Here is a 26,818-nt window from a genome sequence, read left to right as displayed (position 1 = left end):
CTGCTAGTTAAATATGTTTTTTAGTTGAATGTGAATTTTCTTTTCAGGTTGATTCAAGATTTGAAAACTATACGCATTTGCATATAAAAGTTCCAGTTTATCAACCGTACTCTTTAATCCATATCCTGATTCAGGAAACTCTGGGAATGCAGGCCCATTGTCAAATACCGAAATATGTAAATCCTGATCCAATTGCTTAATTTCTAATTTGATTTGTCCATTTTCAATCTTCGAAGTACCGTGTTTAATGGCATTTTCAATTAATGGTTGAATTAAAAACTTAGGAATCTGAATCTGTTGGATTAGTGGGTCTACGATAATCTCAAACCGCAATTGATCTTGAAAACGTACATATTCAATCTCTAAATATGCGCGTACCAATTCAATTTCCCTTTTTATGGTGGAAAAATTACCTCCTCCCGAATTGATGCTATATCTGAATAAATCAGAGAGCGATAAAACCATTTTTTCGGCTTTATCAGGATTGATATGGATCAAGCTCACGATGGAATTCAATGAATTGTACAGAAAGTGAGGATTGATTTTGGCCTGGATGGCTTCTAATTCAGACTGAATTTTAAGTTGATAAGCTTTGTTGAGTTCGTTCTCCTTTTGAATCAATGTTTGTTTTAACATGTGTTCATGCGATTGTTTAAAGAATAATGGGAGTCCTAACATCAACCCAAATAAGATATTTGTAACGAAGTTGGACATGACAACAGACATTTGATACGAACCTAAACCAATATAATCATCATCCACTACTCCAACTAAATGACTGGTATATTCTACGATCGCTGTACCTACAATGACACCAATAATCAAACCTATAGTTTGTACCAGAATCAATTGGATGGGTGTGCGACAATATGGATATAACTTCTTTTTGAATATATAGATGAAATTTACGGCAGCTAAAGGAATGATCAGTAGATTTAAGCCCATGATAAAAGCATTTAAATCAAATGCTTCGCCAATACTCAAATCGTTTAAGAAGTAAACGACAATATCAAATAAACTAAAGAGTATAAAGACTCCTAAAATCCAATTGATATAGGATTTATTCTCTTCTTTCCAGGTACGGTCTATTTGATATTGCGGTTTCATTAAATGAAATGTATAAGGGCCGAAATTTAATTAAAAACTACTGTCTTGGTTTCAAACAATGTGCTTTCGCTAAAGGTTTTTATCAAGAATACTCCGGCTCCAAAATCTACCTTATTTAAAATTACTTTTTGGTCTCTGGTCTCTTTTTGAAATATCAATTTCCCCATCAAATCATATACTTCTATTGTAATTTGCTCCTGTTGTATTTCATCGGGAAATTCTATTGTAACCACTGAATTACCAGGGTTTGGAAATGCCCTTAATGTGTAAGTCGTTTTTTTTTCTTCGATGGAAAGAGGTTGATCTGCAATATATTCTAATAAATCAATTAAAGTGTGTTGAAGATTTACGGTTTGTGTGATAAATCCTTGATCCAAATTCATAACCACGACACTAAAATCACTTTCCACGCTATAATGCATTTCACTATTTTGCATAGTAGTGCCACCATGTAGGTAATATTCTCTCCCTTTATAGATGGTGCTTTCTATTCCTAAGCCGTATGTATATCCACCTAACTGTGTCCCAATTTTCATTCTATTCAATGACAATGGAGTTAAAATATCTCCTCTAAACAGTTTATAACACCACCATGCAAAATCATCAGGGGTAGAAACAACCGCTCCTGCCGCCCAGGCAGAGCTAAATAACGCATTAAACTTTGAGTCCCAGTAATTACCAGGGCTCATATAAGCTCCGGTTTTTTCCAATGTGTACGTATCGTACGATTCGAGATAGGATTGATTCATTTGAAGTGGAATGAATATTCTGTTATGTATAACCTGATTCAATGGTAATCCCTCTACAGCTTCAATGACTTTGCCCAATAAAATGTAATTGGTATTGGAGTAATCATATGATGTTCCAGCTGGAAATTTGGGTGTAAATGTGAAGTGCTTTAAGATCGTATCAGGATGCCAAAAAAAGTTGGGATCAGCAAACAGCGTATCAATAAAATCCGGATGTTCTGTATAATTGGCTATCCCACTACGATGATTAAGTAAAAGCTTTAAACTAATCGAATTTGGCACATGTGGTATCGGGCTGATGTATTTGTAAAGTGTATCATTAATGGATAGTTTACCTTCTTCTTCCATCATCATGATTATGGTGGAAATCATTGTTTTGGTATTACTTCCAATATCAAATAATAAATTGGTATGAAGTGTTTTGGCCCCATAACTTCCGGTTGCTCCCGACCATGTGGTCCCATCAGGGAAAACCACGGCACTTGCGACACCTTCCATATTGTTTTGATTGGCAAATTGTTGAAGGGCTTGTTCCAACGTATCTGCAAATAGTACATTCATTTGGGCATTTGAGGAATTAGAGAATACTATTGGAAATAAAACTAGTAGTAAGAGATTGCGAAAAAAGTAAAATATAGACATGTTTTGGTGTTTATGTGATTGATGATTTACATCTACAAATCAACATTCATATTACATGTTTACATATGGAAATCCGATGAACCGGTTTAATTTTCCGATAAACGAAGTATTTTCAAAATCTAAACCATATCCACGTATACCCAGTGTCCATTTTCTTTAATGAATTCAGAGTTTTCATGGATCACATCCACTTCACCCTGACTCATAAAATAGGCTTTAAATTCTACAGTTCCGGATGTATCATTTTCCTGTCCTTTGGTCGAATTTAAAATTACGAGACGTATCCAGAGTACGGATTTTGACCAACTCACAATTTCTGCCTTATCCTGAACAGGTCGGGTTTTAGAATAATGACTTTTCATTAAATAATCTCCATCCGCCAGTGTATATGCCGTGTATCTGGAACGCATTAATTGTTCTGCGGTAACGGCCAGGTTAATATCTTGATGTATTGGGCCACAACATTTCGAATAATGGATATGGCTGCCACATGGACACGCTTTTGCCTTTTTCATCGCGACAACATTTGTGTGAGTTGGGCTTCATGTTTTTCTGCATAAGCATAACCCAGTTTAAACATCTCCATGATCTTTTCTTCTTTGGTGTCAAATGTCGCGTAATTTCTAAGTTGTTCCGGGAATAATGCGACATCACATATTTCTAATTTTTTGACTTCGGCCTCTGAGCCTTGAATATCTACAGTACGTGCTAAAATATCTCTGGTAGAATCTAAATCTTCGTTTTTAAGAATCTTATTTGGACTCAAATGCATACCCACCAGATAGTTGCATTCATCACGGATGATGTCTGCAGGGAAATGATTTAAGATACCACCATCACTATACAATACATCATTAATCTCCATAGGTTGGAAGATTCCCGGAAACGCAGCAGATGCCAGTACTGCATCAATGACCGAACCCGATTCAAATACTTTAGAAGTGCCATTCAGCATATTGGTTGCTACAGGCTTAAAATCACATTTTAAACGTCCAAAATCATCATAGACGATATACTTGGAAAAGATTTGTCTGATTTTTCGGGTTTCAATAAGTCCTCGATCTCCTTTCCAGAATGATGTGGAAAAAGGCTTCTCGGTTAAAAAGAAATGTAGAATTTCTTCCCCGGAATGTCCTGTGGCATATAGTAGTCCTACTACTGCACCGGCACTTGTGCCGGATATTATGGAAGGTTTAAATCCGATTTCATCGAAAAAATGAATCATTCCGGCATGTACAACGCCTTTAACTCCTCCGCCAGATAAGGCTAAACCTATTTGATGTTTCAATGTGTTTCGTTTGTCTCAAAAGTAGAGTTTATGATTCAATAAAAGTATTTTGAAAAAAAATCACTTTTCACCAACCCTTTAGGGGTTTGTACTTGTCTATACTATTAGACACATATTGGGTTTCTTTAGCTCGGTAAAGATCACTCTGATAACCTAAAAACCAGAGCGGGCCATGATGATGGGTTTATGTAACATGGTCCGCTATTTTTTCAACGCTTTCTGAACCATTTTTAGGCTATATCCATTAATCTTTTGATGTGTAGGCATCCAACCTAATAAAAAGCGCATAAAGTCAGCCCAGGCTATTGGATATAACAACCGCCACTCTGCTTCTACTTCTTCTCCATTAATGGATGGGTGAAATTGTGCTATGGTAGCTTTTAAATGTTTGAAATAGTATTCCAGAATCTGTGATTCATAGATTTCACATTCTTCTTCGGTTAAACAACTTCCCAATAAATAAGCCAGATCCTTCATGCCGCATCCTCCACCAACATATTGAAAATCTACAGCGGCAACCTCCTTTAAATCAGAAGAGAAACAAAAGTTAGCCACTTTCGCATCGCCATGTACAATGGTTTGATATTGCGCTTGATTCAATTGTTTATCCAGTTTTTTAGCAGCATCTTTTAAATCTCCTTCCATCATGGCCACCAATTCATCAGGTCTTGTGTCTAAATGCCAGTAAGTTCCTATTGGCCAAAGTCTATTGGGTTCTGTCTGCAAATAATATCCATGAAAATTCGCCAGCCATTTCACACAGACTTTTAAGTGTTCCAAACTCAAGTAGGACATTCTTTTAGGAAAACCACTGGTGTTTAAATCTTCCAATAAAATCAAGTGGTGATTTTCAATAGATGAGATTCCCAGACATTTGGGGATTTTGAAGTTTTCAGTATGATTCCAATTCTGATACCACTCCAACTCTACTTCATATGACTTTACCTTGCGTAAATGCGATAGGTCCGTATTCCAGCCTCTGGGGTGTTGATTGGCAGACTTTAAATCAATATGTTTTAAAACGATAGAGTTTATAGGGGCTTCAATTAATTTTAATCGAACAATTTGCCCATAACCACTCCATAATTCTTGAATAATTTCTTGTGACCCTAAAGCTTTAGCTTGTGTTTGCTCCAGAATATATTTTTCAAATCGTTTATCCATTGTGGTCATAATCTACTGACAAAGAAATGAAACCAGATGGGAATAAAAAGAGAAAAGCATCATGTCTCAAATTACCCGTTAAGATGTCGGAATTACCACCTGACAGAGATGGATTTGGTACGTAATATTGTAATGTCATTAACAATCAAGTTTACCAATAATGAAAATAATAAGAGTCACATATACCGTTAAACCAGAATTCGTAGCCCAAAATCAAGCGAATATTCAACAGGTCATGAAAGATTTAAGGGCATTAAATCAGCCCTATGCTAAATATGCTTCGTATTTGGAGGAAGATGGCGTGACTTTTATGCATTTTGCGCAATACCCGGACAAAGAAACGGCTCAGTTAATTAATACATTGGATTCGTTTGCGCATTTTAGAAAAGAACTCAAGGCGAGTGAGCCTGTATCCCCTCCTAAAGCAGTAAATTTATCTCTCGTTGGATCAGCATTTGACATTTTTAATTAATTCATATAAATCTAAAACATCGTATTATGGACAATACAACCAACTCATTGAACTGGTTTGAAATACCAGCAACAGACATTAACAGAGCACAAAAGTTTTATGAAACCATCTTCGAAATTGAAATGGAAGTACATGAGATGGATGATACCGTCATGGCATTTTTCCCCTGGACTCCAGGATCAGGAAAAGCAACTGGTGCAGTAGGTCAAAGTCCTAATCATACCCCAAGTATGGATGGAACTATGGTATACTTAAATGCAAATCCCGCTATGGATCCGGTGTTGGCACGTGTAGAAGCTGCAGGAGGCCAGATTTTATTGCCTAAAACAGATATTGGAAATCATGGATTTATGGCTTTTATAATGGATACTGAGGGTAACAGAGTTGGTGTCCATTCTATAGAATAGTGAGTGATCAAAAAAGGCGTATCTGGTTAGATACGCCTTTCATTTATTTCTGAGATTCTTTTAGCATTAGTTCGACCCACATAGGAATCATTTTCCTACGTTCTTCCATAAGTTGATCAAACATTTCATCATCTATTCCCTGCATGCCATTCATCATGGCTTTACCAATAAAAGGGAAAATGGTCATCCCTACAATATTCATAATGATATGTTCGGGATTAATGTTCGGATATTCTTTTCCAATTTGGTCATGAAATTGAGAATGTAAAATTCTCTCGATTTTTAACTCACTGCTCGCTAAACATCCAGATCCTTCGCCCAGTTCGTTCATGATAAACAGTGGAATATCCGGTTGTTTCATGAATAAATTGATGTAATTCTCTACGATCTTTTCAACCTTCTCGACAATTGAAGTATCAGGATCATTAAATACAGGAATCATAGAATCCATAAACTCCCCGGCAATTTCATTCATGATAATGCGAAACAGATTCTTTTTACTTCTGAAATAATAATTAATTAAAGCCAAATTTTCACCAGCTTGCTCAGCAATATCACGTGTTTTTGTGCCTGCAAACCCTTTTTTTAAGAATACCACTTTAGCCGCTTCCTTAATACTCTCCTCGGTTGAAATTATTTGATTTTCTTTTAATTCATCCATGATCCTTACTTATTGATCCGTACAAACTTAATGATTCGTTATGATTTTTTAACATTAATCAAACGTATTAAACAAAAATATTATTCAAATGTATTAATCAAATGATTAAAAACTGATTATTTTTGCATTTTATAAGAATTAAATCAACGAACAAATGGAAAGTTTAAGTGAAAAAAGGCTACCTACGGCACACTTATCCGCGCTTATAATCAGTTTGTTGACCTTGTTTAGTTTATCCTCTCAAGCCCAGTATCATTTATCGACTGAACTCGATTATGTATTTGGGTTTAATGCGAGAGATATAAGTCTTCACCACGCACATGTAGATGCCAATTCTTCACATGGGTATCAGTTTTTAGTAATTAATAGTTACCGAATTAAGGAGAGTTCATTTGAACCATTGATTAAGATAGGCTTTAAATATTTACATACTTCAGGAGAAATGACACATTTAAAGTATGACTCGGATACCTATAAACTGGTCATAGGAATCGGTTCAAGATATTACGTGTCTCCTAAAATTTCTGTGGGTGTATTGTTAGGTATTGAAAACAATTTGGATTTTGATTATTTCAGAACCCAAACATCCGATTTATTCAGATATTCTACTCAAGCTGAGTTTCAATATCAGCTCACTAAACATTGGGCATCGACTTTTACATATGACTATACCTTCTACCCGACCCGTGATCACTATTTGTTTACCAATCCACAACATCAAATGAGAGTTGGGATTATATATAAGATACTATGAGACATTGGATACTTATATCAAGTTTAATGTTGGTTATAGCCAGCTGTACTAAAATAGATGTGGATGAAGACCTTCCGAGTTGGGAAACTTTACAACCGCAAACCATGGAAACGTCACTTGATCGCATACATATTATTGCTGACCCAACCAGATTGGATGATATGATGCGGAGATTTAATCAGGACATTGAAGTGTCTACCGATGTGGTATACTATAACTATAAGGGTGAATTACTATTTGAAAAGACAGGAAATATTGAGATTAAAGGAGCGGGTTCAGCTGCTGCGGATATGAAACCTTTGGGAATCACATTTGACACCCCATTTAATAATGGTTCTTTAAAAGTGATTACTCCGCAGGCTGTTGCCCCTTCTGATCATTTAGAGTTGATCCAAAATGTTCGGTTAAGAAATTCCGGGCAAGATTTTGGTATTACAATGTTGAAGGATCTGGCTTATTCTGAATTTGCACTTCGCGCAGGAATGGATTTAGAGCTAAAATACGGCAAACCACTACATGTTTTTATCAATGGTAAATACTACGGTTTGCACAATATCAGAACCGAAAACGACAGAGTGGCCATATCTCATCTACTCCAAACAGATACCAGTTCGATCACTAGGATTAAGATGGATGACTCCAATAAAAACCTGGAGTACCGTGAAGGAGATCTGGCTTTGGCGGAATCTCTGATCCGTGCGATCAAAAACGAAGATGCTTATGCTTTAGAGCAACTCCTGGATATTGATAACTTTTTAGATTACATCATATTTGAAGACTATGTGGGTAATATTGACTGGCCGCATAATAATGCACGTGCATATAGCGTAAACGGAAGTAAATTTAGGTTCTTATTATACGATTTGGACTTAGCCGCTTTTAGAACGAAAAATCCGATTTTACCAGAAATGGAATACAAAGAGGATCATATATCGGAAATTCTTCAAATCCTTTTGGAAGATAATCCTGAATTTGAAGCCAGATTGCATGAACGTCAGGAAATGTGGTATCAGGCTTTTTCTCCTGAACTATTTAACTCAGTAGTAGATGAACTCGCAGATAAAATTGATACAGATATAGAATATTTAATAGCAAGAAGAGGATTTCCTCAAAGTACATTACAGTGGAGATTAAATCTCGAACAGTTGAAACGAGATTTTGAACGTACCGACCACTTTAATCGCAAGAAGTACAAATTGAATTAAGAACTTAGACATGGAAAATCATAAACCAAAAAAAATAAAACTACATGTAATTGATCAATACATGGAAAACTCAGATTTGATCTTGTATCATAATCTGAATTTTGTAGATCGTGTAACAGAGAATCTTGAAAAGATTTGTAAACATGAAAGTTTCACCGAACATGACTGTATGATTTTGGAGACCTCTCTCCTATTATACACTTATACGTTTAACGAACTCAAGTTGACAAAAGCATCTAAGAATGCATTGCAAATTGAATTTAGAGACGTTTTAAAACAAGTAGGCCCATCTTTACTGGAAAAAGCCGGATATACAGATGCGGAATCTAAGTCAGTTTTGCATATTCTATCAAAGGTTTTTGACCGGGATTTTGAAGACGATGATCGATTGAGCATTACGTTAAAGGATGCGCTGATCATGGACTTTATTGGAAAACATGGTAAGGAACGATTAGAACTACACTATAAAGAATCTCTCCTTAAGGATGTGCCGATTAGTATTAAAAAGTACTATGACTATGTTATTGAATATTTATCCCAGTACAAGCCGCATAGTGAGTTTGCACAATTAAATATTCAACCGAAGATTGCTACTTTGATCTTAAGTTTAGAAAAAGCGCAAAATAAGATTTATCGTAAAAAGGAAATTGTTCTTAAAAAAGAGCTTGGAATCAATGATAACGAGCTAAAAGAGCTCCGTAAGAACTTGAAATCTATTAAAGGACGTGATTCGCGTGGAATCCAAACTCTTTTCAGAACAACCTCTAAAAACCACTATACGTTGAATGAAATGGTGGATCGTAAGGCCAATATTATGATTACTGTAAACTCTATTATTTTAACAGTGATTATTGGTGGTGTGATTCAACTTCCTGGAACTGATGCGGCCAACTTTAATATGTCCGTAGCTCTATTGTCTTTGGCCAGTTTTCTTTCAGTGGTTTTTGCAGTAATCGCAATTGCACCGAATAAAACGCAAGGACGTTTTACTATGGAAGAGATCAAAAACAAACAAGGAAACCTGCTCTACTTTGGAAATTTCCATGATATGACGTTTAAAGATTATGAGTGGGGAATGCTTCAAAAATTGAATGACAGCGATTACCTGTATAGTTCAATGATCAAGGATATTTACTTTCTGGGACAAACTTTGGATCGCAAGTATAAATTGATTCGTATTTCTCTGGTAACGTTTATTGTAGGATTAACGCTTTCGTTCTTATTCTTTTTCGTTAACAGTTGTATGGCTTAATTATGAAAAAGTTACTCCTCATATCAATGGCATGGATGCTTTTTCTTTCCGGTTATGGTCAGGAAAGAAGAACCAGATCAGCCGATAATGAAGTTTGGGTGGGGTTTACCCTTAAAAAGCAAGTTTCAGATCGCGTGACTTTAAGTTTAGATCAGCAAACGCGCACCATGGATAATCTGGAAGGGATTCGTGCAAACTTTTTGGAGCTAGGTATGAAATACGAATTGTCCAAACACTTTGCAGTTAAGGGACAATATCGGTATACCATCCGAAATAACTCAAAAAATACGGAGAGATTATCCTTAGATTTATCGACAAAATGGAAGTACAAACCGGCAAAGCTGACATTTAAGTATCGTTTGCGATTTCAAAATTCTGTGGTAGAATATACGGGACAAAACATTACCTATTTGAGAAATCGTTTTACAATGCAATATAAAATCTCTAAAAAATGGCAGACTTATGTGGAATATGAGAGCTTTTTTAAATTCAACCAAAAAAATGAATTCCGTGGAAATCGTTATACACTAGGCGCGAAGTATCGTATTTCTAAACAAATGAACATTAATGCTTTCTATCAAATTGATCAGGAAATCAATGTAAAACACGCTTTCAGAGAAAACATATTTGGCGTGATTCTACAATGGGAAATCTAAGATGGAAACGCATTTAGATATTGCCATTTCCATATCTCTATCTTTTATGAGTTTGATACTTTTGCAACGGATTATTTAACTGGTATGCAGAAAAAAATTAAACTTATTTGGGATTTTCGAGGTGCGGAATCGTTTCCTATTGCAGAACATCATAGAATTCATTTAGATGAATTCATTCAAAAAGAAAAACTTGACCTTCAGGAGACCGGAATTCATAAAATCTCAGATATGTATTCCATTGCATATATGATGGTTTCAGAAGCCCAAATGTTGTTAGTGAGAGATGCTTTGAAACCCCATAGAGGTGAATTGATTACATTGGAAGAATAATATGTTGGACGAACCGCTACATTTGGTTAAAGACTTTTCGCAATGGTTGATTGATGAAGGTATTCATCCGGATATTGTAGAATATATCCGTTTGTTGACCTTACTGGTTATTTTGAGCATTGTTATTGCCCTGGTTGATTTTATTGCAAAACGATTTATTCTACGTGCAGCCAATCGTGCTTTTACTTTAAGTAAAAACAAATGGGACGATATCTTAGTCAATGAGCGTGTTTTTGATAAACTGTCACAGGTCTTCCCTGCCCTGATTATCAACTGGACACTGGATTTTGTATTTGTAGATTTCCCTAAGATCATTCCGGTTTTATACGATGCGCTCGAGATTTACGTGATTTGGATTATCACCAAAGTACTACTGGCATTTTTTACCGCTGTGGAACACTATATGGTGACATTATCTACTTATAAGGATAAACCTATTGAATCGTACATTCAGTTGGCTAAATTGATCACTTATTTCATTTCCGGAATCTTTGTAATCTCGGTGATCATTGGCAAATCTCCACTCTATTTGTTAAGTGCTTTTGGAGCAATGACAGCTGTGGCTTTATTGGTATTTAAAGATACCATTTTAGGTTTAGTAGCGAGTATCCAGATTTCAGCGAATGATATGCTGCGTGTAAATGATTGGCTGGAAATGAAAAAGTATGGCGCGGATGGCAATGTTATATCCATCACTCTAGCCACTGTTAAAGTTCAAAACTGGGATCATACCATAACAACTATTCCAACTTATGCGCTGGTTTCAGATTCTTTTAAGAACTGGCGAAATATGCAAGATACTGGGGCGAGACGGATCAAGCGTTTTGTATATATCCGACCAAAATCAGTTCGGTTTGTAGATGATACATTGTTAAACGAATACAAGCAATTTCAATTATTAGCACCCTATATTGAAAGTCGTCAAAAAGAAATTGAATTACATAATGCGCACATTCAGGCGGATAAATCTAAATCCGTAAATGGACGTAACCTGACGAATATTGGAGTTTTTAGGAAATATATTGAGCTATACCTAAGAAATCATAAGGAAGTCAAACAAGATCTAACTTTAATGATTCGTCAATTACAACCGGATCAATATGGAATTCCATTAGAAATTTATTGCTTTGCGAATACTACCGAATGGGTTGCCTATGAAGGAATTCAATCTGATATCATGGATCATATTCTGGCCAGTGCTTCTTCTTTTGGGCTGGAGATTTATGAATTAAATGGCGTTAATGCTTGATTTCGATATTGATTTGGTGTTTGTCCTTCCCAACGTTTAAATGAACGGATAAAAGCACTGGCGTCTGCATAACCCAATAAATCTGCAACTTCGTTAATATGGAGTTCCGGTTTGTGCAGATAATCCATGGCGAATTCGCGTCTTAATTGATCCATTAATTCTGAATATGTAACGCCTTCTCTGCTTAGTTTACGCTGTAAAGTACGACTACTCATATTTAGATGTCCTGAAACTTCTGTAATTCCAGGAAACTGGGGTTGCATCAATTGAATCACGGCTCTTTTCACAATAGCAGAATATTGTGCTTCATGCGCCATTTGTTGAGATTTTTGTTGGGCATGTGCGACCAGAATTCGCAACAAATTATAATCTGAAGTAATGATCTTCTCATCTACATGTCTGGCATCTAATAAAATAGCGATTTCCGATTGTTCAAATTTTACCGGGCATTGAAAAACTCTTTGGTATTCTGAGGTGTTGTCGGGCTTTTTCCAGGGTAATCTAATTTCTAAAGGGCTGTGTTTGTGATGTGTTAATGATTGAAATTCTTTAATGGTAAAAGCCAAAACTCCATCCGTTGTATGTTGAATTGCGATTGGTGATTTCCATTCGCGACTTGGGGTGTATGTAACTTTATAATTCGTTTTTCCTTGTTGTAATTGACTCGGTAAGGCACTACAACCTAAATTGGCGAATTCACAACAGTATTCCAAAGCTTGTTTTATCGTCTCACTGGTCTGGGTAATTTGCCCTATCAATCCCGCTGCAGATAAGTTTAAATGTTCACCCGCATGTAAACCAAAAAATGGATCTCTACTATGATTTACTATGTTTTCAATTACAGCATTATACGTGTCATTATCTAAAGTTGTGTTTTCATTGCATAATTCACTTTCTGAATACCCTGTAAGGTGAAGTATATTCTCTTTATTGACTCCGGATTCAGATGCGAATTGAATCAGATCTAAAACAAACCTACCTGTAAATGCCATGACTCAAAAATACATCAATTTACAAATGGCACGAAATGACAATCGGTTGACATGTATTGCTAACATATAAGCAGCTGAGTCCAGATAGGTTTGCATTATCAAAATTTATATCATGAAAACTATTGAAACGCAAATCACGATTCCCGCATCAATCGCTCAAGTTTGGTCGGTATTGATGGACCACACCAGTTATCAGAATTGGAATCCTTTTATTTCTAACATTTCGGGATTGGTTCATCCAGGGAGCACGCTCGAAGTCACGATTCATCCTGAAGAGGATAAATCCATGAACTTCTCTCCTATTGTGCTGAAAAACAACGCGTATCAAGAATTCAGATGGAAAGGTAAATTGTGGATGCAGGGCATTTTTGATGGGGAACATTACTTCATTCTTAAGCCTAATGGAAATCAAACGCAATTTATTCACGGAGAACACTTTACCGGAATACTGTCAGGTCTTTTGTTTAAATTGATTGGTAAGAATACACAAAATGGATTTAGAGCCATGAACCAGGCTTTATATAAAGAGGTTTTAAAACGAATGTCATGAAAATCAACACGTCTCTTAAACACATTTTAATTGCCAATTCCATATTCACCGGAATGAGCAGTGCAACTTTTATTCTTTTTTCTGATGTACTGGCGCACCTCTATTTGGTAGACGCATTTATCATCAAAATCATAGGAATTGGCCTAATTATATTTCTAGTGCAATTGATCTGGTTACTCAAAAGTGAAAATAGTTGGATTCGGATTCAATGGATCATTTTCCAGTATTTTGCTTGTATTCTGGAATCCATTAAACGTTCCCATATTCGCAAATATTTTGATTCTGTTTGTAGCCATGATTGTCGCTGTATTTGCTTTTCTACAATGGCGTTATGGTAGGCTTTAAACAAGAACACTCCATGCCAGGCACAGAGTGTTCTCTTCTAGTAATGAAAACCACACACACATTACTATTCCTTTATATCCTGTTGGATATGTATACTTGTTTTCACAAATGATGTAGAACCTGTGTTTGCAGTTGCTTAATTATCTAATTAAGAGGGTTTCATATAAATGAATTATACACAAAACATTAGGTGATTTTACATTATTGGTGAGTTTGATTTTCGGTTTACTCGCACAAATTTGTGGAATATCGATCTACTCTGTTAGGGTAATTTTACACATATCATATAAATAGGTATAATTACCTATCTAGAATAAAACCAACGAGTTAATTCAAAATATAACGATCAGGAATACGAATAATATACCCATTAACAAATTGAAATGCGACTTCAATATCGTGATGTGAAAGTTTGATATGAAATTCTGATGAATATGCTTTGTCATTAGTCGGAAACCAATCTTTTACATTCTTATTGATGCAAATAAATAATCCATGTTCATCTCCCAGTGCACAGAAGCGTTCGAACCCACCGTCATAAATCTCTAACATCACATGTTCGGTGATTTGAGAATAGATATTTTGAATACGATCTGACGGAACTCCAATTTCAGAGATTTCCATTAAAGCAGATGCATCAAATGCTTTACCTGACCAATTATTTAGATTCTTTCGGGCAATAAACTCCACAATATTTTGATCTGCATCGTAGAAATAAATGGCTTTAGCATTCCAATTTTCAAAGTCTTGAATTTCAAATGACGCATCCTTGAGGATCTCTACTCTGGCTTTTAACCATTTTAATGCTAACTCTTCTTGATTTGAGGGGATATTAATAGCAAAATGATATGGCGTTGCATCTTCCCTATATTCAAAGGCTAATATGGATTTACCCACCTGAAACGAAACTGAGATTTCGGACTCCTGAATTAAATTAAACTCTAATGTATCTCGATAAAACAGCTTTTGTTTTTCGAGTTGTGATGTATATAGTGTAAGTTCTTGAATTCTCATTGAATTAAATTTTATTTTTCAAATTTAAATATCAATAAAAATTAATTATATATTAAGTCTACAATATTTCGTAATACATGTATTGAAAAATTTTAGCAGCTTCGGGCTTTTCCGAGGTAGGCTTCTCATAATCACGTGAAATTCCTTTGTTTTTATAGTATCTTCCAACCAATCGAATCTTATAATTATTGTCGTGGAATTTTGACGGCAACTGCTGATCACATGCAGATTCTATAAAAATGCAAGACGTATCCTGTATGATGTCAGAAGCTTGATTTTCTTTTGGAAGCCAATTGGCGCATGCGCAAGCCCAGGCTATATATTGAACTTCTATAGTATCTAATTTGTCTTCAGTAAAATAAGAATAATCCAAAAAAGTAATTGGACCTTCTGGTCTATTAGAGTTCGCATAAAACAGAGCTCCACAAACAATCAAAACAAATAAAATCAACAGCTTACGCATTCAAATTCCTATTTAACCTTGGTGAAAATAATTGGATCAATACTCGGCTCGATCAAGTTAGTTTTGAGTTGACTGATTGCTCCCTTTTCATTAAACTCAAATTCAAATTGATATCCCTCGCCATATTCTTTATAATAAGTAGTGAATTGCTTTTCATTTTTGGGATTTATTGGATGCTGCATGTCTCCAATTTTGAAGTATAAAGCTCCTTTTTGTAGAAAAATTTGAATGTCACCAAATCCCTCATGATGATATACTCCGGTATATGCTTTCTTGTTTTTTAATTCAAATTTGTTTTGGGCTAACATCATCGCGTCAGCGTCAATGGATGGCGTTACTTTTCTAAGCATATTCCAGTCATTTAGAGGCCTTTCTTTATGCATATCTATCAAATAGAACATCATGTTAAAACAAAAGCTATTGCTTGTCATTCCTTCATTGGCCACCATTACAAATGAAATATCATCATCTGGTAACAGAACAATTAATGTTTGATGCCCAATATTATCTCCGTGATGTAATACGACTTTGGTTCCAAAATAATCATAGGTATACCATCCAAATCCATAGCTGATATTTGAAAACCCCGGATAAGGTTCTTCATACCCTACCAGAAAATGACCAGTTTGTGTGTATTCAATCCAATCTGAGCTTAAAATTTTATCATTTCCCTCTTGAAGAAAAGCGCACCACTTCTGTAGATCTCTGATACTGGAAAACATATTTCCCATTCCGGATACATAATACAAGGGTTGCGCCAAATCCATGGAAATTGGTTCTTTACGCTGATATCCCTGTGATCTATTGTTGGATTTCAGGTATTGTTCTAAATCACAATGCGTATCATCCATACCTAGCGGAGATAAGATGTGATTTTGGAGCTGAACCTCCCACTTCTCCTGATTAAGCTGTTCTAAAAGATATGCACCCAGGATATATTGATTATTTCCATACTGGAAAGTAGTTCTAAAACTGGTACTGGTATCTAAATATTTCAGTTTTTTAAACACAGTTTCATTGCTAAGAGGTGTTTTTTTCCTTAAGCCATAATATGTAAGATCATATCTTGGAATCCCCCATCTATGTGTCAATAAATCGGTTAATGTGAGTTCCTGAGTCATAAAGTCTGATTTCAACTCTAAACCCGGAAGGTATTGTTTGATCGGGATATCAAAATCAATGCGTTCTTGTTGCGCTTCATAAGCTAGTAACACAGCATTAAACGCTTTAGTATTAGAACTTATGGGAAATATCGTAGAATCATTAAAAACACTTTTGGTTTGAATATCATTTACCCCAAAAGCCGATTGATACCATACTGAATCAGACTTTAGGATAGAAACATATGCACCTAATGTATTGGTCTCATTCAAAGTTAATTTGCCCAGGCTATCGATTTTGATAGAATTAAATTGTGCCCAAACAATTTGGAAACAAAGACTTAGAATGAGAGCTAAGGATATTTTTTTAAACATATTCTAAAGTTTCAGAATGTCAGATGTCGGAACTACATTGATTTGTCCTTTGGTAGGAATCATATTTTTCCATACCCAATTATAATGTCGTATCACCTTTTCAGCGCTCATATGCGGACGTTCACCGGTAGTATGTCCATCCTCTATGATTGTTACATGATAATCTTTAGTCAGAGCAGATTGAACACTGGCTTCTACACAAAAATCAGTGGCACAACCGGTAATGAATAAGTGATCTATAGATTTTGATTGTAATACGTCATGAAGGTAAGACTCATAAAACACATCATTTGCATATTTATCAATTCTTAAATCATTTGGGGAAAAATCAATTTCATCTAATATTTCCCACTCTTTGGTTTTGGGGATAAAATCACCAAATTGAGTACCATCGTGTTGAATATGGATCACAGGAAATCGTTTTTCGCGAAATATAGTTGAAATCTGATTGATTCGCTCAACTACTCCAGCTGTATCGTATCGAGGTGTCTCAGGGATAAATGAACCCTCCTGCATATCAATGATCAATAATGCTTTTCTTGAGTTCTCCATCATTCTTTATTTAGCTACATACGCAACTGCAGAATGCGCAAATTTTAACCACTCATCTTTGTAATCGTATGGTACCTGTACCCATTCCTTCATAGGTCTGTTTTTCCCAGATGGATCAAATAACTCTGCCCCATCTAAACTCAAAGCCTCTGCATGCATTTGATCAGTGAGTTTAAAGACCATACAATCATTGAAAAAACAAACAAAGGCTTTCTTCCCAATTTTAAAGCAGGGCTTTCCAAACATTTGACTTTTAATGCTATCCTGGATCTGTGAACCAGTTGTATAAAATAACTCTTCCGCCTCAGTCATATATAAAGATTATAGACCAATTCCCTGGTCAATGTATAGTAAGTTGCTATCAAAAATAACTTTTGATCAGATATTTTGGTTACTAAGTATTGATAATTCTGTGTTTAATTTTCAACACATTTTGTTTTATACCCTGCACTATGCTAATTGCGGCATAGCCCAGAATCATTAGCATTCCAATGTCATAGGATATATCTGCCACATTAAATATTCCGATACGTAATAATTCATAACTACCTTTTACATAAATAAAATCGACCACTTTATATGGTGCGTAGAAATAACTTAATCCATTTCCAATCCCAGTTGCAATGATGAAAGCCAATGCCCATTTTAATATTGGTATTTGAACTTTAAAGAAGACGATGATCATCAATGCCGATACACTGATTTTTGTTAGTAAAGTCGCCATTCTAATGTCTACTTCACTTTGACTAAATGCATTAATCGTATCTAGAAACATTGCACCACCTAAAAAGATGGCTATACCACCGAGCCATTTAAAACTTGATTTTATTTGGAATTTATCTATCCCAATGATATAGAGTGCTAATAACGAAACAACTACAGAAATCTGGAGTGTTGCCTGAATGGGATCAGCATCTTGCAAAACTGCCAAAGTTTGACCACTTAAATATTCTTCGTTATAAGTGAGATAAAACATCAGCTTTTGCCCAATAATACTGACATCTTCTTGATAAGGTAATACATTTAATGCCCATAATTTAGATATCAAATCAAGTGATACCACGGCTAGTATGAGTAAGAAATAGGGAGTGTGTTTTTTTATCATTTTATCGGTTCGAGTTCCCCGAAAATATGCATCCGAAATGCAGTTACAAAGTCAATTGAATTTATTGTGATTTATTTAAGAATTGAATTTTATTTAATCCAGTTTTGTGATACTGCATACTTGGATAGCCAAATGGCAAATGCTCCTGTACCAATCAATAAAACGGTCATAATATAAACCCATTCTCCTCCACTATCCATTTGAGCTGCGATGCTAATGCTATGCCCCATTTGCACAACAATACCGATCAATGACAAGATAAATGCCTGAACTGCCAGTTTTCTTTTAATCAATAATGCAATACTTCCGATTGCGCCTCCAAAAACAGCCACTGCAAATGCGATTTGAACCCATTCTGGAAAGTCAGCATAAAGAATGCGCTGATTTTCCGGCATTTGTTGTAACATTTCTTCGGTTACCGTCATATGTTGAACATAATTGAGAATACCCATTAAATTCCAGATCAATAAAATTGATGCGACTATCCAATACCAAATTGGTGTTTTTACCTTTTCTGCCCCCATTTTACTCGAATTTAGATTGATTGTTATTCAAATCTACAATTCTATTGGAAAACGGAGAGTTATTCCCTGCTTTTTAAAAGTTGATTGATCTTAATGAGATCAGTGATATGTGTGTAGATCACCAAAGGCACTACGATAGCAGGTAGCAAGACAAACGGGAAATACGCCAGGCCTTTATTGGGCTGATCAAAAGCAAACATTTGAATCGGTAATTCTGCAGATAGAATTCCATTCACCTTAATAAAAAGAATGAGTATTAAACCTATGATATTCCAAATCCGTAGAGCTTTAAGTGAAATTCTATTCTTGATAAATAACCATCCGGTGATTGGGGCTGTAATTCCCATAATGATATCGAAATTACGACCTTCAAAAGTCATTAATTCAGGAATTGTACTGTGTAAGAATAATTGCCATAAAACGATTTCTACAGGAAATCTTAAAGTATGGATCAATGTACTTTTTGTTAAATCCCGATATCGAATAACCTCCCTTCGTTTAAGCGTAAGTAATTCCCATATGATCCAAATTGCTGGTGGAAATAGTACCAAAGCAAACCTTGGTGGCATGGTGTCAGTGACTTGATAAAAGTTTTTATATGACAAGATGCATTGAATTAAAGACCAGATTATTAATCCGATTAGTGTGTGAGTGGATTTTGGGTTGGATTGATAAAACAGCCCCAATGCAAACAACCAGGAAATTATAAAAAAGATGGAAATCCAATGTGGTAAGTTTGATATCATTGTCGTCATTTTAGAGATCCAAATCTACAAGGCTCTAATCAAATAAAACTTGCCATTTGGCAAGAAAACTAAGTGGTAACGATTTCCTTCCGAATTCGACTTAAGGATGTGTCCGTAATCCCGAGGTAAGTCGCAATATGTTTGAGTGAAGCGTTTTGGATAATTTCAGGGTATTCTTTCAATAAATGGGTATAGCGGTCTTTGGCAGAACGGGAAATCATGGACAAGTTGTGTTGCTTCAATTTAAAGTAACATTGAGTTAATCGTTCACGTCCTGACTCCCTAAATCCTTGTATACTGTGAAAAAGCTCTTGAAATTGGATGTAAGTTATTGTCCAGCATATGGAATTCTGAGTAGCGATAAAATTCTCCTGAGTAGGTATTTTCATCATAAAAGCCATCCAATCAATGACAATATCTTCGGGTAAAAAGAACTGGGTAGTAATTTCATTCCCATTGTAATCAATGCCATAGGATCGTACGAAACCTTTTTCCAGAAAATAGTACTGGTTTACGGATTGCCCTGCCCTATATAGATAGTCTCCCTTTTTAAATTCAGTTTGCGTAAACGCATTTTGAACCTGTTCCTGTTCCGTTGGAGTTAACTTTGAATCCGCGAAAATCCGTTGTATTAAAGGTGAGTTTTGCACTCTAAGCACCACGAATAAAATCAATCAAACCCCATACCCCAACTCCTATGCATGTTAAATACGCGAACATTTCATTTGGATATGGTTGTGCGATTCCTGATTTAATAAGTGCTGCAATAACTACAGATGCCGTAACAGCCCAAATCCCTCTAAGTCTAAGTTTACTGATAGTCATAATGATCATACTGAAGATTAATGATGTAAAAGTAAACAATGAATATAAACTCTATATTAAAAAAGCACCTGCAATTTGAATTACAGGTGCTTCATAATTAGCTAGTTTACTTCTTCAAATTTCCCCTGGAAGAAACGTAGGTCTTCAGGCTCATAAACGAAATCCAATCCTTTTATGGCATCTCGTTTTTCATATAGTTTAATAATTCCATCGGCAACAACATCCATATGGGCATTGGTATATGCTCTTCTAGGAATAGTTAATCTCACCAATTCTAATGATGGCCTGTAGTTTTCCCCGGTTTTCTTATTTCTGCCGCTAGAGACATTTCCTCTTTCCATAGCGCGGATTCCGGATTCTACAAATAGTGCAGATGCCAGTGCCTGAGCCGGATAATTATCCTGATCAATATGTGGCAAGAAACGTTTTGCATCTATAAATACGGCATGTGTACCAATAGGTTCTACAATTGGAATTCCGGCATCTAGTAGTTTCTTCCCAAGATATTGTGTTTGCTCTACTCTGGACTTGATGTAATTGAAATCTGTCATTTCCATCACACCTTCAGCATGCATGGCCATATCCCCAGCGGACATTCCACCGTTGGTTTTGGTTCCTTCGTAGATACGTAACATAGAAAGTGCTTTTTTATAGAATGTTTCATCATCTCGAATTCCTAGGAATCCACCGATATTTACCAGATAGTCCTTTTTACTGGATACCGTACATCCATCGCCATAACTAAACATTTCATGTAAAATCTCTTTCACCGATGCATTGATATAACGCTCATCTTTTTTCTTAATCATATAGGCATTCTCAACCGCACGTGTAGCATCAAACATTACAGGAATGTTATGAGATTTACAGAATGCATATACATCGCGAATATTATCCATATGAACAGGTTGTCCTCCTGCCAGATTCACACTAAACTCAAAACTTACATAAGGAATGGACCCTTCACCATGTTCGTCCAAAATCTTCTGGATTTTACGGATATCAATATTTCCTTTCCATTGGAAGTTAGATGTAGGATCATGTGCTTCATCGCAAATCACGTCAACAAAGGTACCTCCCGCCTTTTCCTGATGGAGTTTGGTTGTGGTGAAGTACATATTTCCTGGAACAAAACCATCCCGAATCAGGATTTGAGACATGATATGTTCAGCAGCCCGTCCCTGATGTGTTGGAATAATGAATTGATACCCTGTGATTTCTTTTAACGAATCAATCAAATCAAAGTAGTCCTTACTAGAAGCCGGAGTTTCATCCCCTTCATTGTACAAAGACCATTGTGTGATGGTTTGCGCAGTAGTTCCCGAATCGGTCAGGAAATCAATGGTAATATCCTTAGACGGAAGTAAAAATGTGTTATACCCTACTTCGGCTACAATTTTTTCTCTTTCCTCTGGTGTCGTAATTCCTACATATTCTATGGTTTGGATTCTATGTGCCTCACAGTCAAAATCGAACTTACTGAGATGTGGATTGTTCCATGCAAATACCGCTTCGTCTTGCCATTCAGGATCATTTTTTAGCTCAAACCAGGACAAAGCATCTTTCTCTTGATATACTTCGTTAATCGCTCTCGCAATGTTGGATAATTGATCATTGGTCAAACCTAGTCTTGGGATCTGAATTGGTAATATGTTGCAACTTATGTATTTTCCCTGGATCACTCCTCGAATTCCAGCTTTTAGATAGATTAATGCCGCAAGGGCCTGTGCCTGATTTTCTTTGATCTGAGGAAGGATTTCATCTGCTTTTAAATACACGCCATCCGCCCCTTTAAAATGTGGTATCCCTTCAAGGTGATGACTCAAATAATTCACTTGTTGTTGAATCCAATGGGCCTGAGGTTCTAAAATCATCTCTCTGATTCCAACCTGGAATGTTTCCATCGCACGTCCGGCCATACCTCCGTAAGTATGCAATCCCTCATATACCACCACCTCATTCATGTACTTTTCAAACGTGTCGTAATCGTTCGCTGCAATCAACCCGCCAATATTACATCTCGGCCCCTGACTCGCGTCTAAAACACACACGTCTGCTATTGTGGTAATTTCTTTTACGAGTTCAGCCACACTTTTATAATATAAGTCCGAATCATTTTCCTGGAGGAAAGTAGCTAATTCTGATACATATGAAATATTAAAAATCAGTTTCACCTGATGCTTATCGGTTAAAGTCTTAATTTCTTTTAAATGAGAAATAGATACTGGTTTAAACCCTTCTGCAAATACATCAATAAAAACATATGAAATGTTTAAATCTTCCTGAAGTAGCGACTTTAATTCATGTAAGTCTACATTTCCGGTATACAACTCGTTTGGTGAAGCGGCTAACGCAATAAACTGTCCATGCTCATTTTTTACCATCAATTCAGGTAAATGTGTATTAGAGAGTACTTCTCCTCCATTTCCTATCATAGTGGTTGTGACCAGTTTTAATGCTCCCTGTAAGTTATGTACCGGACATACATATTTATGTCCAAATGCAACATTTACTGCCTGAGTTAGCTTCTCAAAGTTTCGGCTTCCAGCATAGGTTTCATCTCCAATTAAACTACCTGACTCCTGCTCTTGGCTTTTTGCGCTGGTACCCTGACTGATCATATCATAAGTCACTTTATCGCTTCCAATATTAAAGGTATTAAATCCGGCTGCTCTTAATTCAACTTCGCGTTGATAAATAGAAAGAATATTCAAATTCTTAACGGTCTTAATTTTATGCGGTTCTGCTTTCATTTTATATTCTTTTTAAATGTAAAATCACGGTTATTTATGGATATCAAAATTAGAAATCAGAGTGCTTTTTAATTGCAACATGTCGGTGAATCATAAAAATTCAGACTTTATGTTTGTATTAGTTAGTTTTTAAATACATAATGTATTTTTACATCTTGTGTTTAATTGCAAATCAGAACAAACTCATATTATGGATCAAATAGATTTAAAAATCCTGGATTTGTTACAGGAAAACGCCAAGATTACCCATAAAGAAATTGCTGAACGACTGAACCTTTCCAGAACTCCCATTTTTGACCGAATCAAAAAGATGGAGCGCAAAGGAATTATTCAGAAATATGTAACCGTATTAAATCGTAAAAAAATCCATAAAGACTTAATAGTCTTATGTTCTGTTTCTCTTAAAGAACATGGGATTGAACCAGTTTCGGAGTTTCAAAAAGCAGTTCATAATTTTTCTCAGGTGATGGAATGTTATCATGTAGGTGGAAACTACGATTTCTTCTTAAAGGTTATCGTGCGTAATGTAGATGAATATCAAACGTTTGTTTTACATCATTTGTCACAGATCAAAAATATTGCAAATGTGCAAAGTGCCTTTGTTATTGGCGAGTTAAAACATCATCTTTCTTACGATTTAAATGCTGATGATATTCTAACAAAATCTTAGTCATGCGTATGTATCCAATCCAGTGCTATTGGCCATAACTTTTCATTTTGTCGTGCAAAGAACTTCATATGGCCCACATATGGCAAATCATATTCGGATGGTACCAGATGCAATCGTTTGGGCTTTAATTTAGGGTATACTGCAATCATTTCTTCCACATTTCGATCATTTGCAATAAAATCATCTGATGTATTCAACCAATATGATGGAAGATTTACTTCATTAAAGAAGTGTTTCTTTATCCGTTTGTCTAGATCAACTTGAATATATCCGCTGCCATTACACCATCTTCGCCATTCCTGTGCAACGCCTTTAGGCAAAGGCGCTCCCATTCCTAGCCAATGTGTTTTTGTAAAACCGAAAAGGGCATTGCTCAGCGGAATGAATACATTCATAAAGAATCGTGCTTTCCATGCAAAAGGAATTTTCATTTGCTTTAGACTTCCGGATGAACATGCAAAATTGAAAATGGATGTTAAATCTGACCAATTATGCATTAAACCTACCAACTGTCCTCCAGCACTGTGCCCCACCAGGTGATATTTTACATCCGGAACCAGTCTTTTCAATTCCTCAAATACCTTGGGCATATCTGTTAATCCCCAATCAGTAATATGGATATCACAAAACCTCAGGTCTTCCGATAGAGACTCTCCTATTCCCTGATTATCGTAAGTAATGACAGCATACTGGTTTTGTGCCAGATATCTTGCGAAGTTGTCATAAAACTTCCTTTTAATTCCTGTTGCCGGAGCAATCATGACCGCCCCCAGGATGTTTTCTTTAGGCCTAAAAAACGTGGTTTGAATCCAGGACTTTTCTGTCAGCTTGATTCTTATTTCCTTTTCAGACCAGTCCATTACAATAGTTTTTCAATTTCATAACTAATCCAATCTCCTTTTTGCCTGGTTTGATCAAACGCTATCCAATGCTTGGGGTGTTGTATGCTATTTACCACCCAATAACCTTGTTTCTTCTTTTTCTTACGTAAAAAGTCCAATGCAGGTATACATCTTTCATCATCATGTTTTTCATTCTCTTTTAAGAGTGTCAGTATTTCCAGGATATTGGTCTTATATGTATATGGGAATGTCAATCTGGTGATATATGAAGTAATTGGTTGGTGATTTGACTGTCTTAGATAAACCTGATGTTGCAAAATATACTCTAAACCCTCAGACAATTTGGTTCGAACATCAAGGCTTCCAAACCATTCCTGTTTTCTAGCTTCAGATAAGACTTGCATAGACTTTACCACTCCAACATAACAAGGCGTTGATTTCATACAACCTCCGTATTTCTGTATGCCTTCTCCTTGCCATAAACACACCGCTCCTCTTGAAACATTTTGATACTTTAAAATCCATTGTATCCCTGCCTCTATTTTCTTATGATCAGAATAATCTAATTTCATAAGTACATGCGTGATCATTCCGTTGTAACAGGCCAGGATATAATCTGATTGACCGGTTAATGAGAAACCATGGCCAGTAAATGTTAAATCGACCAGTTGATCTCTCCATTCTTGAACTTGTCTGTATTGCGTGGAAAATGGAATTTCAATAAGCTCTAATAATCGATGTAATAGATTTAAAGGTGTTGGATCAAATTCTTCTAAAAGTTGTTGGAATAATACCGATTGCTCTAAATACGCTTTGGCATCATCAAATGTGATAATTTGCTGTTGATCAAATTGTTTTTTGAGTACTAAAGCCGTATCCATTTCTTATTTATTCGGGTGATCAAAAATAAAGAAAGAGCGGCTGTATTAATAATAAAGAGAGGCCCTAAAGCCTCTCTTTATTGATCTTTTTTGAATCTATTATTTTTTCAATGATTAAAATCAGGAGTACACTGACTCCAAATAACGGTAATAGAACACTTAACAGAATAATTAGAGTGATTATCCCCATCCCCACTTTATAATGATCCGGGGTCGCTGGTATATTCCAACTGTTTTTCTTTTTTCGCTTTAAATATGACCAAAGCGCTGTAACACTGATAAACAGCAACCCGAAGGCCGTAAACAAAACCAAAATCCAATTCCATATCCCAAATTGCCCCTGATGAAAAGCCATAATCCAAAGTCTGGCTTGCATTAAAGCTCCAATATCTTCCCAGGTGCCATGGTATAATTCTTTACCTGAGTATTGATCATAATGAAACATATGCATTTTTTACTGAATTATTTCGGTAATAGCCTGTAACCCGTTGTTTTAGAGTTCTGATTCCAATAATGATTTAATGCCAATTTAGTTCTGTAAGCATTTACCTTACGATTGGTAAACGTTTCATTAGATTCATAATTCTGACTGAAGAAATCATTGCTATCTATGGACTCGTCATGTCAAAGTAATAATCAACCAATGAATTACGCCATACCAATTCACCCTATATGTTGATTCATAAATCACCCGAATCATTCCTTTATTAAGCTGTTAAATGATAGAAAAAACAAGCGCTTAGGATTATAACTTTTCAAAGGTCAAACGTTGAGAACTTCGGTCATACCAAATAAAACCATTTTCTGATAATACATACTTGACTTTATAACCGTTCATTTCTCTCAAAATATCAGTTTCGCGTTTTTCCCCATCATACCAATAACCGACTTGAATTAACTGTAATGAATCAGCTGCATAATTTACCTTATACCGAAACATATGGATCATTCCATAACCAAAAGCTCTGTTTTTAGTGAGCGTTAAAGTATCCTGATTAAAATTCAATGTGTCAACAAAACCGCCTGGATTGATCTTTCCGTAAAATGTTCCCTGAATTCTAGTCGTATCTTGTGCTTGAATGAGATACACGCTTTGTAAAAGTAGAAATGTGAATATAAATCTCATGATTTGATGACTTAACAAC

At 35.8% G+C, this 26,818-nt stretch carries 33 protein-coding genes; 11 read left to right on the top strand and 22 right to left on the bottom strand.

Annotated features, from left to right (window positions below; all coding sequences use genetic code 11):
- Positions 1 to 3: 3 nt before the first annotated feature.
- The 5 genes from KFE94_17160 to KFE94_17140 form a co-directional block, all read right to left on the bottom strand.
- Positions 4 to 1,107, bottom strand: a complete 1,104-nt coding sequence (locus KFE94_17160) for a histidine kinase (protein ID UTW66358.1) — start codon at positions 1,105 to 1,107, stop codon at positions 4 to 6.
- Positions 1,108 to 1,133: 26 nt separating this feature from the next.
- Positions 1,134 to 2,417 (bottom strand): serine hydrolase, encoded by a 1,284-nt coding sequence (locus KFE94_17155; GenBank protein UTW66357.1) that lies wholly within the window; start codon positions 2,415 to 2,417, stop codon positions 1,134 to 1,136.
- Positions 2,418 to 2,617: 200 nt separating this feature from the next.
- On the bottom strand, positions 2,618 to 3,013 hold the full coding sequence (locus KFE94_17150) for a Sec-C motif domain protein (GenBank protein ID UTW66356.1): 396 nt from the start codon (positions 3,011 to 3,013) through the stop codon (positions 2,618 to 2,620).
- Positions 3,010 to 3,786 (bottom strand): patatin-like phospholipase family protein, encoded by a 777-nt coding sequence (locus KFE94_17145; GenBank protein ID UTW66355.1) that lies wholly within the window; start codon positions 3,784 to 3,786, stop codon positions 3,010 to 3,012. Before KFE94_17145 ends, KFE94_17150 begins: the two co-directional genes overlap by 4 nt.
- Before the next feature lie 201 nt (positions 3,787 to 3,987).
- On the bottom strand, positions 3,988 to 4,950 hold the full coding sequence (locus tag KFE94_17140; GenBank protein UTW66354.1) for a DUF1679 domain-containing protein: 963 nt from the start codon (positions 4,948 to 4,950) through the stop codon (positions 3,988 to 3,990).
- A gap of 160 nt (positions 4,951 to 5,110) precedes the next feature.
- Here KFE94_17140 and KFE94_17135 point away from each other — a divergent pair, with 160 nt between their 5' ends.
- Complete coding sequence (locus KFE94_17135) at positions 5,111 to 5,422, top strand: hypothetical protein (GenBank protein ID UTW66353.1); 312 nt, start codon at positions 5,111 to 5,113, stop codon at positions 5,420 to 5,422.
- A 26-nt stretch (positions 5,423 to 5,448) separates the two neighbouring features.
- On the top strand, positions 5,449 to 5,829 hold the full coding sequence (locus KFE94_17130) for a VOC family protein (protein UTW66352.1): 381 nt from the start codon (positions 5,449 to 5,451) through the stop codon (positions 5,827 to 5,829).
- Positions 5,830 to 5,872: 43 nt separating this feature from the next.
- On the opposite strand, the gene KFE94_17125 is transcribed toward KFE94_17130, so the two are convergent.
- Positions 5,873 to 6,490 carry a TetR/AcrR family transcriptional regulator gene (locus KFE94_17125; GenBank protein ID UTW66351.1) on the bottom strand — a complete coding sequence of 206 codons (618 nt, stop codon included), beginning with the start codon at positions 6,488 to 6,490 and terminating at the stop codon, positions 5,873 to 5,875.
- Positions 6,491 to 6,644: 154 nt separating this feature from the next.
- Here KFE94_17125 and KFE94_17120 point away from each other — a divergent pair, with 154 nt between their 5' ends.
- The 6 genes from KFE94_17120 (at position 6,645) to KFE94_17095 (ending at position 11,936) form a co-directional block, all read left to right on the top strand.
- On the top strand, positions 6,645 to 7,244 hold the full coding sequence (locus tag KFE94_17120; protein UTW66350.1) for an outer membrane beta-barrel protein: 600 nt from the start codon (positions 6,645 to 6,647) through the stop codon (positions 7,242 to 7,244).
- The gene (locus KFE94_17115) at positions 7,241 to 8,449 is read left to right on the top strand and encodes a CotH kinase family protein (GenBank protein ID UTW66349.1); all 1,209 of its coding nucleotides are present in this window, start codon (positions 7,241 to 7,243) and stop codon (positions 8,447 to 8,449) included. The genes KFE94_17120 and KFE94_17115 overlap by 4 nt, the downstream gene beginning before the upstream one ends.
- Positions 8,450 to 8,459: 10 nt before the next feature.
- Positions 8,460 to 9,701: a hypothetical protein gene (locus KFE94_17110; protein ID UTW66348.1), complete on the top strand. Its 1,242-nt coding sequence runs from the start codon at positions 8,460 to 8,462 to the stop codon at positions 9,699 to 9,701.
- Positions 9,702 to 9,703: 2 nt separating this feature from the next.
- The gene (locus KFE94_17105; GenBank protein ID UTW66347.1) at positions 9,704 to 10,357 is read left to right on the top strand and encodes a DUF2490 domain-containing protein; all 654 of its coding nucleotides are present in this window, start codon (positions 9,704 to 9,706) and stop codon (positions 10,355 to 10,357) included.
- An 84-nt stretch (positions 10,358 to 10,441) separates the two neighbouring features.
- Complete coding sequence (locus KFE94_17100) at positions 10,442 to 10,687, top strand: hypothetical protein (protein UTW66346.1); 246 nt, start codon at positions 10,442 to 10,444, stop codon at positions 10,685 to 10,687.
- 1 nt (position 10,688) lies between these two features.
- Entirely contained in the window at positions 10,689 to 11,936 is a 1,248-nt protein-coding gene (locus KFE94_17095) for a mechanosensitive ion channel family protein (protein UTW66345.1), read from the top strand.
- Here KFE94_17095 and KFE94_17090 read toward each other — a convergent pair.
- Positions 11,909 to 12,928 (bottom strand): AraC family transcriptional regulator ligand-binding domain-containing protein, encoded by a 1,020-nt coding sequence (locus KFE94_17090; protein UTW66344.1) that lies wholly within the window; start codon positions 12,926 to 12,928, stop codon positions 11,909 to 11,911. The two genes, KFE94_17095 and KFE94_17090, sit on opposite strands and share 28 nt — an antisense overlap.
- Before the next feature lie 112 nt (positions 12,929 to 13,040).
- Between KFE94_17090 and KFE94_17085 the strand changes: the two genes are divergently transcribed.
- Positions 13,041 to 13,478 (top strand): SRPBCC domain-containing protein, encoded by a 438-nt coding sequence (locus KFE94_17085; GenBank protein ID UTW66343.1) that lies wholly within the window; start codon positions 13,041 to 13,043, stop codon positions 13,476 to 13,478.
- On the top strand, positions 13,475 to 13,816 hold the full coding sequence (locus KFE94_17080; protein ID UTW66342.1) for a hypothetical protein: 342 nt from the start codon (positions 13,475 to 13,477) through the stop codon (positions 13,814 to 13,816). Before KFE94_17085 ends, KFE94_17080 begins: the two co-directional genes overlap by 4 nt.
- Positions 13,817 to 14,150: 334 nt before the next feature.
- Here the strand turns inward: KFE94_17080 and KFE94_17075 are convergent, their stop codons facing one another.
- The 11 genes from KFE94_17075 to KFE94_17025 all read right to left on the bottom strand — a co-directional run bounded on the left by KFE94_17075 (position 14,151) and on the right by KFE94_17025 (position 23,280).
- On the bottom strand, positions 14,151 to 14,837 hold the full coding sequence (locus KFE94_17075) for a VOC family protein (GenBank protein UTW66341.1): 687 nt from the start codon (positions 14,835 to 14,837) through the stop codon (positions 14,151 to 14,153).
- A 58-nt stretch (positions 14,838 to 14,895) separates the two neighbouring features.
- Positions 14,896 to 15,300, bottom strand: coding sequence for a hypothetical protein (locus KFE94_17070; protein ID UTW66340.1), 405 nt, complete (start codon positions 15,298 to 15,300; stop codon positions 14,896 to 14,898).
- A gap of 8 nt (positions 15,301 to 15,308) precedes the next feature.
- On the bottom strand, positions 15,309 to 16,775 hold the full coding sequence (locus KFE94_17065) for a serine hydrolase (protein ID UTW66339.1): 1,467 nt from the start codon (positions 16,773 to 16,775) through the stop codon (positions 15,309 to 15,311).
- A 3-nt stretch (positions 16,776 to 16,778) separates the two neighbouring features.
- On the bottom strand, positions 16,779 to 17,327 hold the full coding sequence (locus tag KFE94_17060; protein UTW66338.1) for an isochorismatase family protein: 549 nt from the start codon (positions 17,325 to 17,327) through the stop codon (positions 16,779 to 16,781).
- Between the two features lie 6 nt (positions 17,328 to 17,333).
- Positions 17,334 to 17,639, bottom strand: coding sequence for a hypothetical protein (locus KFE94_17055; GenBank protein ID UTW66337.1), 306 nt, complete (start codon positions 17,637 to 17,639; stop codon positions 17,334 to 17,336).
- 82 nt (positions 17,640 to 17,721) lie between these two features.
- Positions 17,722 to 18,432, bottom strand: coding sequence for a signal peptidase II (locus KFE94_17050; GenBank protein UTW66336.1), 711 nt, complete (start codon positions 18,430 to 18,432; stop codon positions 17,722 to 17,724).
- An 89-nt stretch (positions 18,433 to 18,521) separates the two neighbouring features.
- Positions 18,522 to 18,956, bottom strand: a complete 435-nt coding sequence (locus KFE94_17045; GenBank protein UTW66335.1) for a hypothetical protein — start codon at positions 18,954 to 18,956, stop codon at positions 18,522 to 18,524.
- A 59-nt stretch (positions 18,957 to 19,015) separates the two neighbouring features.
- Positions 19,016 to 19,702 (bottom strand): hypothetical protein, encoded by a 687-nt coding sequence (locus KFE94_17040; GenBank protein ID UTW66334.1) that lies wholly within the window; start codon positions 19,700 to 19,702, stop codon positions 19,016 to 19,018.
- Positions 19,703 to 19,770: 68 nt separating this feature from the next.
- Positions 19,771 to 20,352 carry a Crp/Fnr family transcriptional regulator gene (locus KFE94_17035; protein ID UTW66333.1) on the bottom strand — a complete coding sequence of 194 codons (582 nt, stop codon included), beginning with the start codon at positions 20,350 to 20,352 and terminating at the stop codon, positions 19,771 to 19,773.
- 1 nt (position 20,353) lies between these two features.
- On the bottom strand, positions 20,354 to 20,527 hold the full coding sequence (locus KFE94_17030; GenBank protein UTW66332.1) for a hypothetical protein: 174 nt from the start codon (positions 20,525 to 20,527) through the stop codon (positions 20,354 to 20,356).
- Between the two features lie 101 nt (positions 20,528 to 20,628).
- Positions 20,629 to 23,280, bottom strand: a complete 2,652-nt coding sequence (locus KFE94_17025) for a tryptophanase (protein UTW66331.1) — start codon at positions 23,278 to 23,280, stop codon at positions 20,629 to 20,631.
- A gap of 190 nt (positions 23,281 to 23,470) precedes the next feature.
- Here KFE94_17025 and KFE94_17020 point away from each other — a divergent pair, with 190 nt between their 5' ends.
- Entirely contained in the window at positions 23,471 to 23,950 is a 480-nt protein-coding gene (locus KFE94_17020; protein UTW66330.1) for an Lrp/AsnC family transcriptional regulator, read from the top strand.
- Here KFE94_17020 and KFE94_17015 read toward each other — a convergent pair.
- The 4 genes from KFE94_17015 to KFE94_17000 all read right to left on the bottom strand — a co-directional run bounded on the left by KFE94_17015 (position 23,947) and on the right by KFE94_17000 (position 26,799).
- A complete protein-coding gene (locus KFE94_17015; protein UTW66329.1) occupies positions 23,947 to 24,810 on the bottom strand; it encodes an alpha/beta fold hydrolase in 864 nt (287 codons plus the stop codon). The genes KFE94_17020 and KFE94_17015 overlap by 4 nt on opposite strands.
- Complete coding sequence (locus KFE94_17010; protein UTW66328.1) at positions 24,810 to 25,673, bottom strand: hypothetical protein; 864 nt, start codon at positions 25,671 to 25,673, stop codon at positions 24,810 to 24,812. The genes KFE94_17015 and KFE94_17010 overlap by 1 nt, the downstream gene beginning before the upstream one ends.
- A 64-nt stretch (positions 25,674 to 25,737) precedes the next feature.
- Complete coding sequence (locus KFE94_17005) at positions 25,738 to 26,124, bottom strand: hypothetical protein (protein ID UTW66327.1); 387 nt, start codon at positions 26,122 to 26,124, stop codon at positions 25,738 to 25,740.
- 294 nt (positions 26,125 to 26,418) lie between these two features.
- Entirely contained in the window at positions 26,419 to 26,799 is a 381-nt protein-coding gene (locus KFE94_17000) for a hypothetical protein (protein ID UTW66326.1), read from the bottom strand.
- Positions 26,800 to 26,818: the final 19 nt, after the last annotated feature.

The sequence above is a fragment of the bacterium SCSIO 12643 genome (genome assembly GCA_024398135.1).
In the GTDB taxonomy this organism is placed as follows: domain Bacteria; phylum Bacteroidota; class Bacteroidia; order Flavobacteriales_G; family Salibacteraceae; genus CAJXZP01.
Note: the sequence above shows the minus strand (reverse complement) of the source record. Positions and strands in the feature narration are given on the sequence as shown.

What these genes read in the sequence shown, in the direction of transcription:
- KFE94_17160 (UTW66358.1), bottom strand. Translation starts at nt 1,107, where the DNA reads ATGAAACCGCAATATCAAATAGACCGTACCTGGAAAGAAGAGAATAAA.
- KFE94_17155 (UTW66357.1), bottom strand. Translation starts at nt 2,417, where the DNA reads ATGAATGTACTATTTGCAGATACGTTGGAACAAGCCCTTCAACAATTT.
- KFE94_17150 (UTW66356.1), bottom strand. Translation starts at nt 3,013, where the DNA reads ATGAAAAAGGCAAAAGCGTGTCCATGTGGCAGCCATATCCATTATTCG.
- KFE94_17140 (UTW66354.1), bottom strand. Translation starts at nt 4,950, where the DNA reads ATGGATAAACGATTTGAAAAATATATTCTGGAGCAAACACAAGCTAAA.
- KFE94_17135 (UTW66353.1), top strand. Translation starts at nt 5,111, where the DNA reads ATGAAAATAATAAGAGTCACATATACCGTTAAACCAGAATTCGTAGCC.
- KFE94_17130 (UTW66352.1), top strand. Translation starts at nt 5,449, where the DNA reads ATGGACAATACAACCAACTCATTGAACTGGTTTGAAATACCAGCAACA.
- KFE94_17125 (UTW66351.1), bottom strand. Translation starts at nt 6,490, where the DNA reads ATGGATGAATTAAAAGAAAATCAAATAATTTCAACCGAGGAGAGTATT.
- KFE94_17120 (UTW66350.1), top strand. Translation starts at nt 6,645, where the DNA reads ATGGAAAGTTTAAGTGAAAAAAGGCTACCTACGGCACACTTATCCGCG.
- KFE94_17115 (UTW66349.1), top strand. Translation starts at nt 7,241, where the DNA reads ATGAGACATTGGATACTTATATCAAGTTTAATGTTGGTTATAGCCAGC.
- KFE94_17110 (UTW66348.1), top strand. Translation starts at nt 8,460, where the DNA reads ATGGAAAATCATAAACCAAAAAAAATAAAACTACATGTAATTGATCAA.
- KFE94_17105 (UTW66347.1), top strand. Translation starts at nt 9,704, where the DNA reads ATGAAAAAGTTACTCCTCATATCAATGGCATGGATGCTTTTTCTTTCC.
- KFE94_17100 (UTW66346.1), top strand. Translation starts at nt 10,442, where the DNA reads ATGCAGAAAAAAATTAAACTTATTTGGGATTTTCGAGGTGCGGAATCG.
- KFE94_17095 (UTW66345.1), top strand. Translation starts at nt 10,689, where the DNA reads ATGTTGGACGAACCGCTACATTTGGTTAAAGACTTTTCGCAATGGTTG.
- KFE94_17090 (UTW66344.1), bottom strand. Translation starts at nt 12,928, where the DNA reads ATGGCATTTACAGGTAGGTTTGTTTTAGATCTGATTCAATTCGCATCT.
- KFE94_17085 (UTW66343.1), top strand. Translation starts at nt 13,041, where the DNA reads ATGAAAACTATTGAAACGCAAATCACGATTCCCGCATCAATCGCTCAA.
- KFE94_17080 (UTW66342.1), top strand. Translation starts at nt 13,475, where the DNA reads ATGAAAATCAACACGTCTCTTAAACACATTTTAATTGCCAATTCCATA.
- KFE94_17075 (UTW66341.1), bottom strand. Translation starts at nt 14,837, where the DNA reads ATGAGAATTCAAGAACTTACACTATATACATCACAACTCGAAAAACAA.
- KFE94_17070 (UTW66340.1), bottom strand. Translation starts at nt 15,300, where the DNA reads ATGCGTAAGCTGTTGATTTTATTTGTTTTGATTGTTTGTGGAGCTCTG.
- KFE94_17065 (UTW66339.1), bottom strand. Translation starts at nt 16,775, where the DNA reads ATGTTTAAAAAAATATCCTTAGCTCTCATTCTAAGTCTTTGTTTCCAA.
- KFE94_17060 (UTW66338.1), bottom strand. Translation starts at nt 17,327, where the DNA reads ATGGAGAACTCAAGAAAAGCATTATTGATCATTGATATGCAGGAGGGT.
- KFE94_17055 (UTW66337.1), bottom strand. Translation starts at nt 17,639, where the DNA reads ATGACTGAGGCGGAAGAGTTATTTTATACAACTGGTTCACAGATCCAG.
- KFE94_17050 (UTW66336.1), bottom strand. Translation starts at nt 18,432, where the DNA reads ATGATAAAAAAACACACTCCCTATTTCTTACTCATACTAGCCGTGGTA.
- KFE94_17045 (UTW66335.1), bottom strand. Translation starts at nt 18,956, where the DNA reads ATGGGGGCAGAAAAGGTAAAAACACCAATTTGGTATTGGATAGTCGCA.
- KFE94_17040 (UTW66334.1), bottom strand. Translation starts at nt 19,702, where the DNA reads ATGATATCAAACTTACCACATTGGATTTCCATCTTTTTTATAATTTCC.
- KFE94_17030 (UTW66332.1), bottom strand. Translation starts at nt 20,527, where the DNA reads ATGACTATCAGTAAACTTAGACTTAGAGGGATTTGGGCTGTTACGGCA.
- KFE94_17025 (UTW66331.1), bottom strand. Translation starts at nt 23,280, where the DNA reads ATGAAAGCAGAACCGCATAAAATTAAGACCGTTAAGAATTTGAATATT.
- KFE94_17020 (UTW66330.1), top strand. Translation starts at nt 23,471, where the DNA reads ATGGATCAAATAGATTTAAAAATCCTGGATTTGTTACAGGAAAACGCC.
- KFE94_17015 (UTW66329.1), bottom strand. Translation starts at nt 24,810, where the DNA reads ATGGACTGGTCTGAAAAGGAAATAAGAATCAAGCTGACAGAAAAGTCC.
- KFE94_17010 (UTW66328.1), bottom strand. Translation starts at nt 25,673, where the DNA reads ATGGATACGGCTTTAGTACTCAAAAAACAATTTGATCAACAGCAAATT.
- KFE94_17005 (UTW66327.1), bottom strand. Translation starts at nt 26,124, where the DNA reads ATGCATATGTTTCATTATGATCAATACTCAGGTAAAGAATTATACCAT.
- KFE94_17000 (UTW66326.1), bottom strand. Translation starts at nt 26,799, where the DNA reads ATGAGATTTATATTCACATTTCTACTTTTACAAAGCGTGTATCTCATT.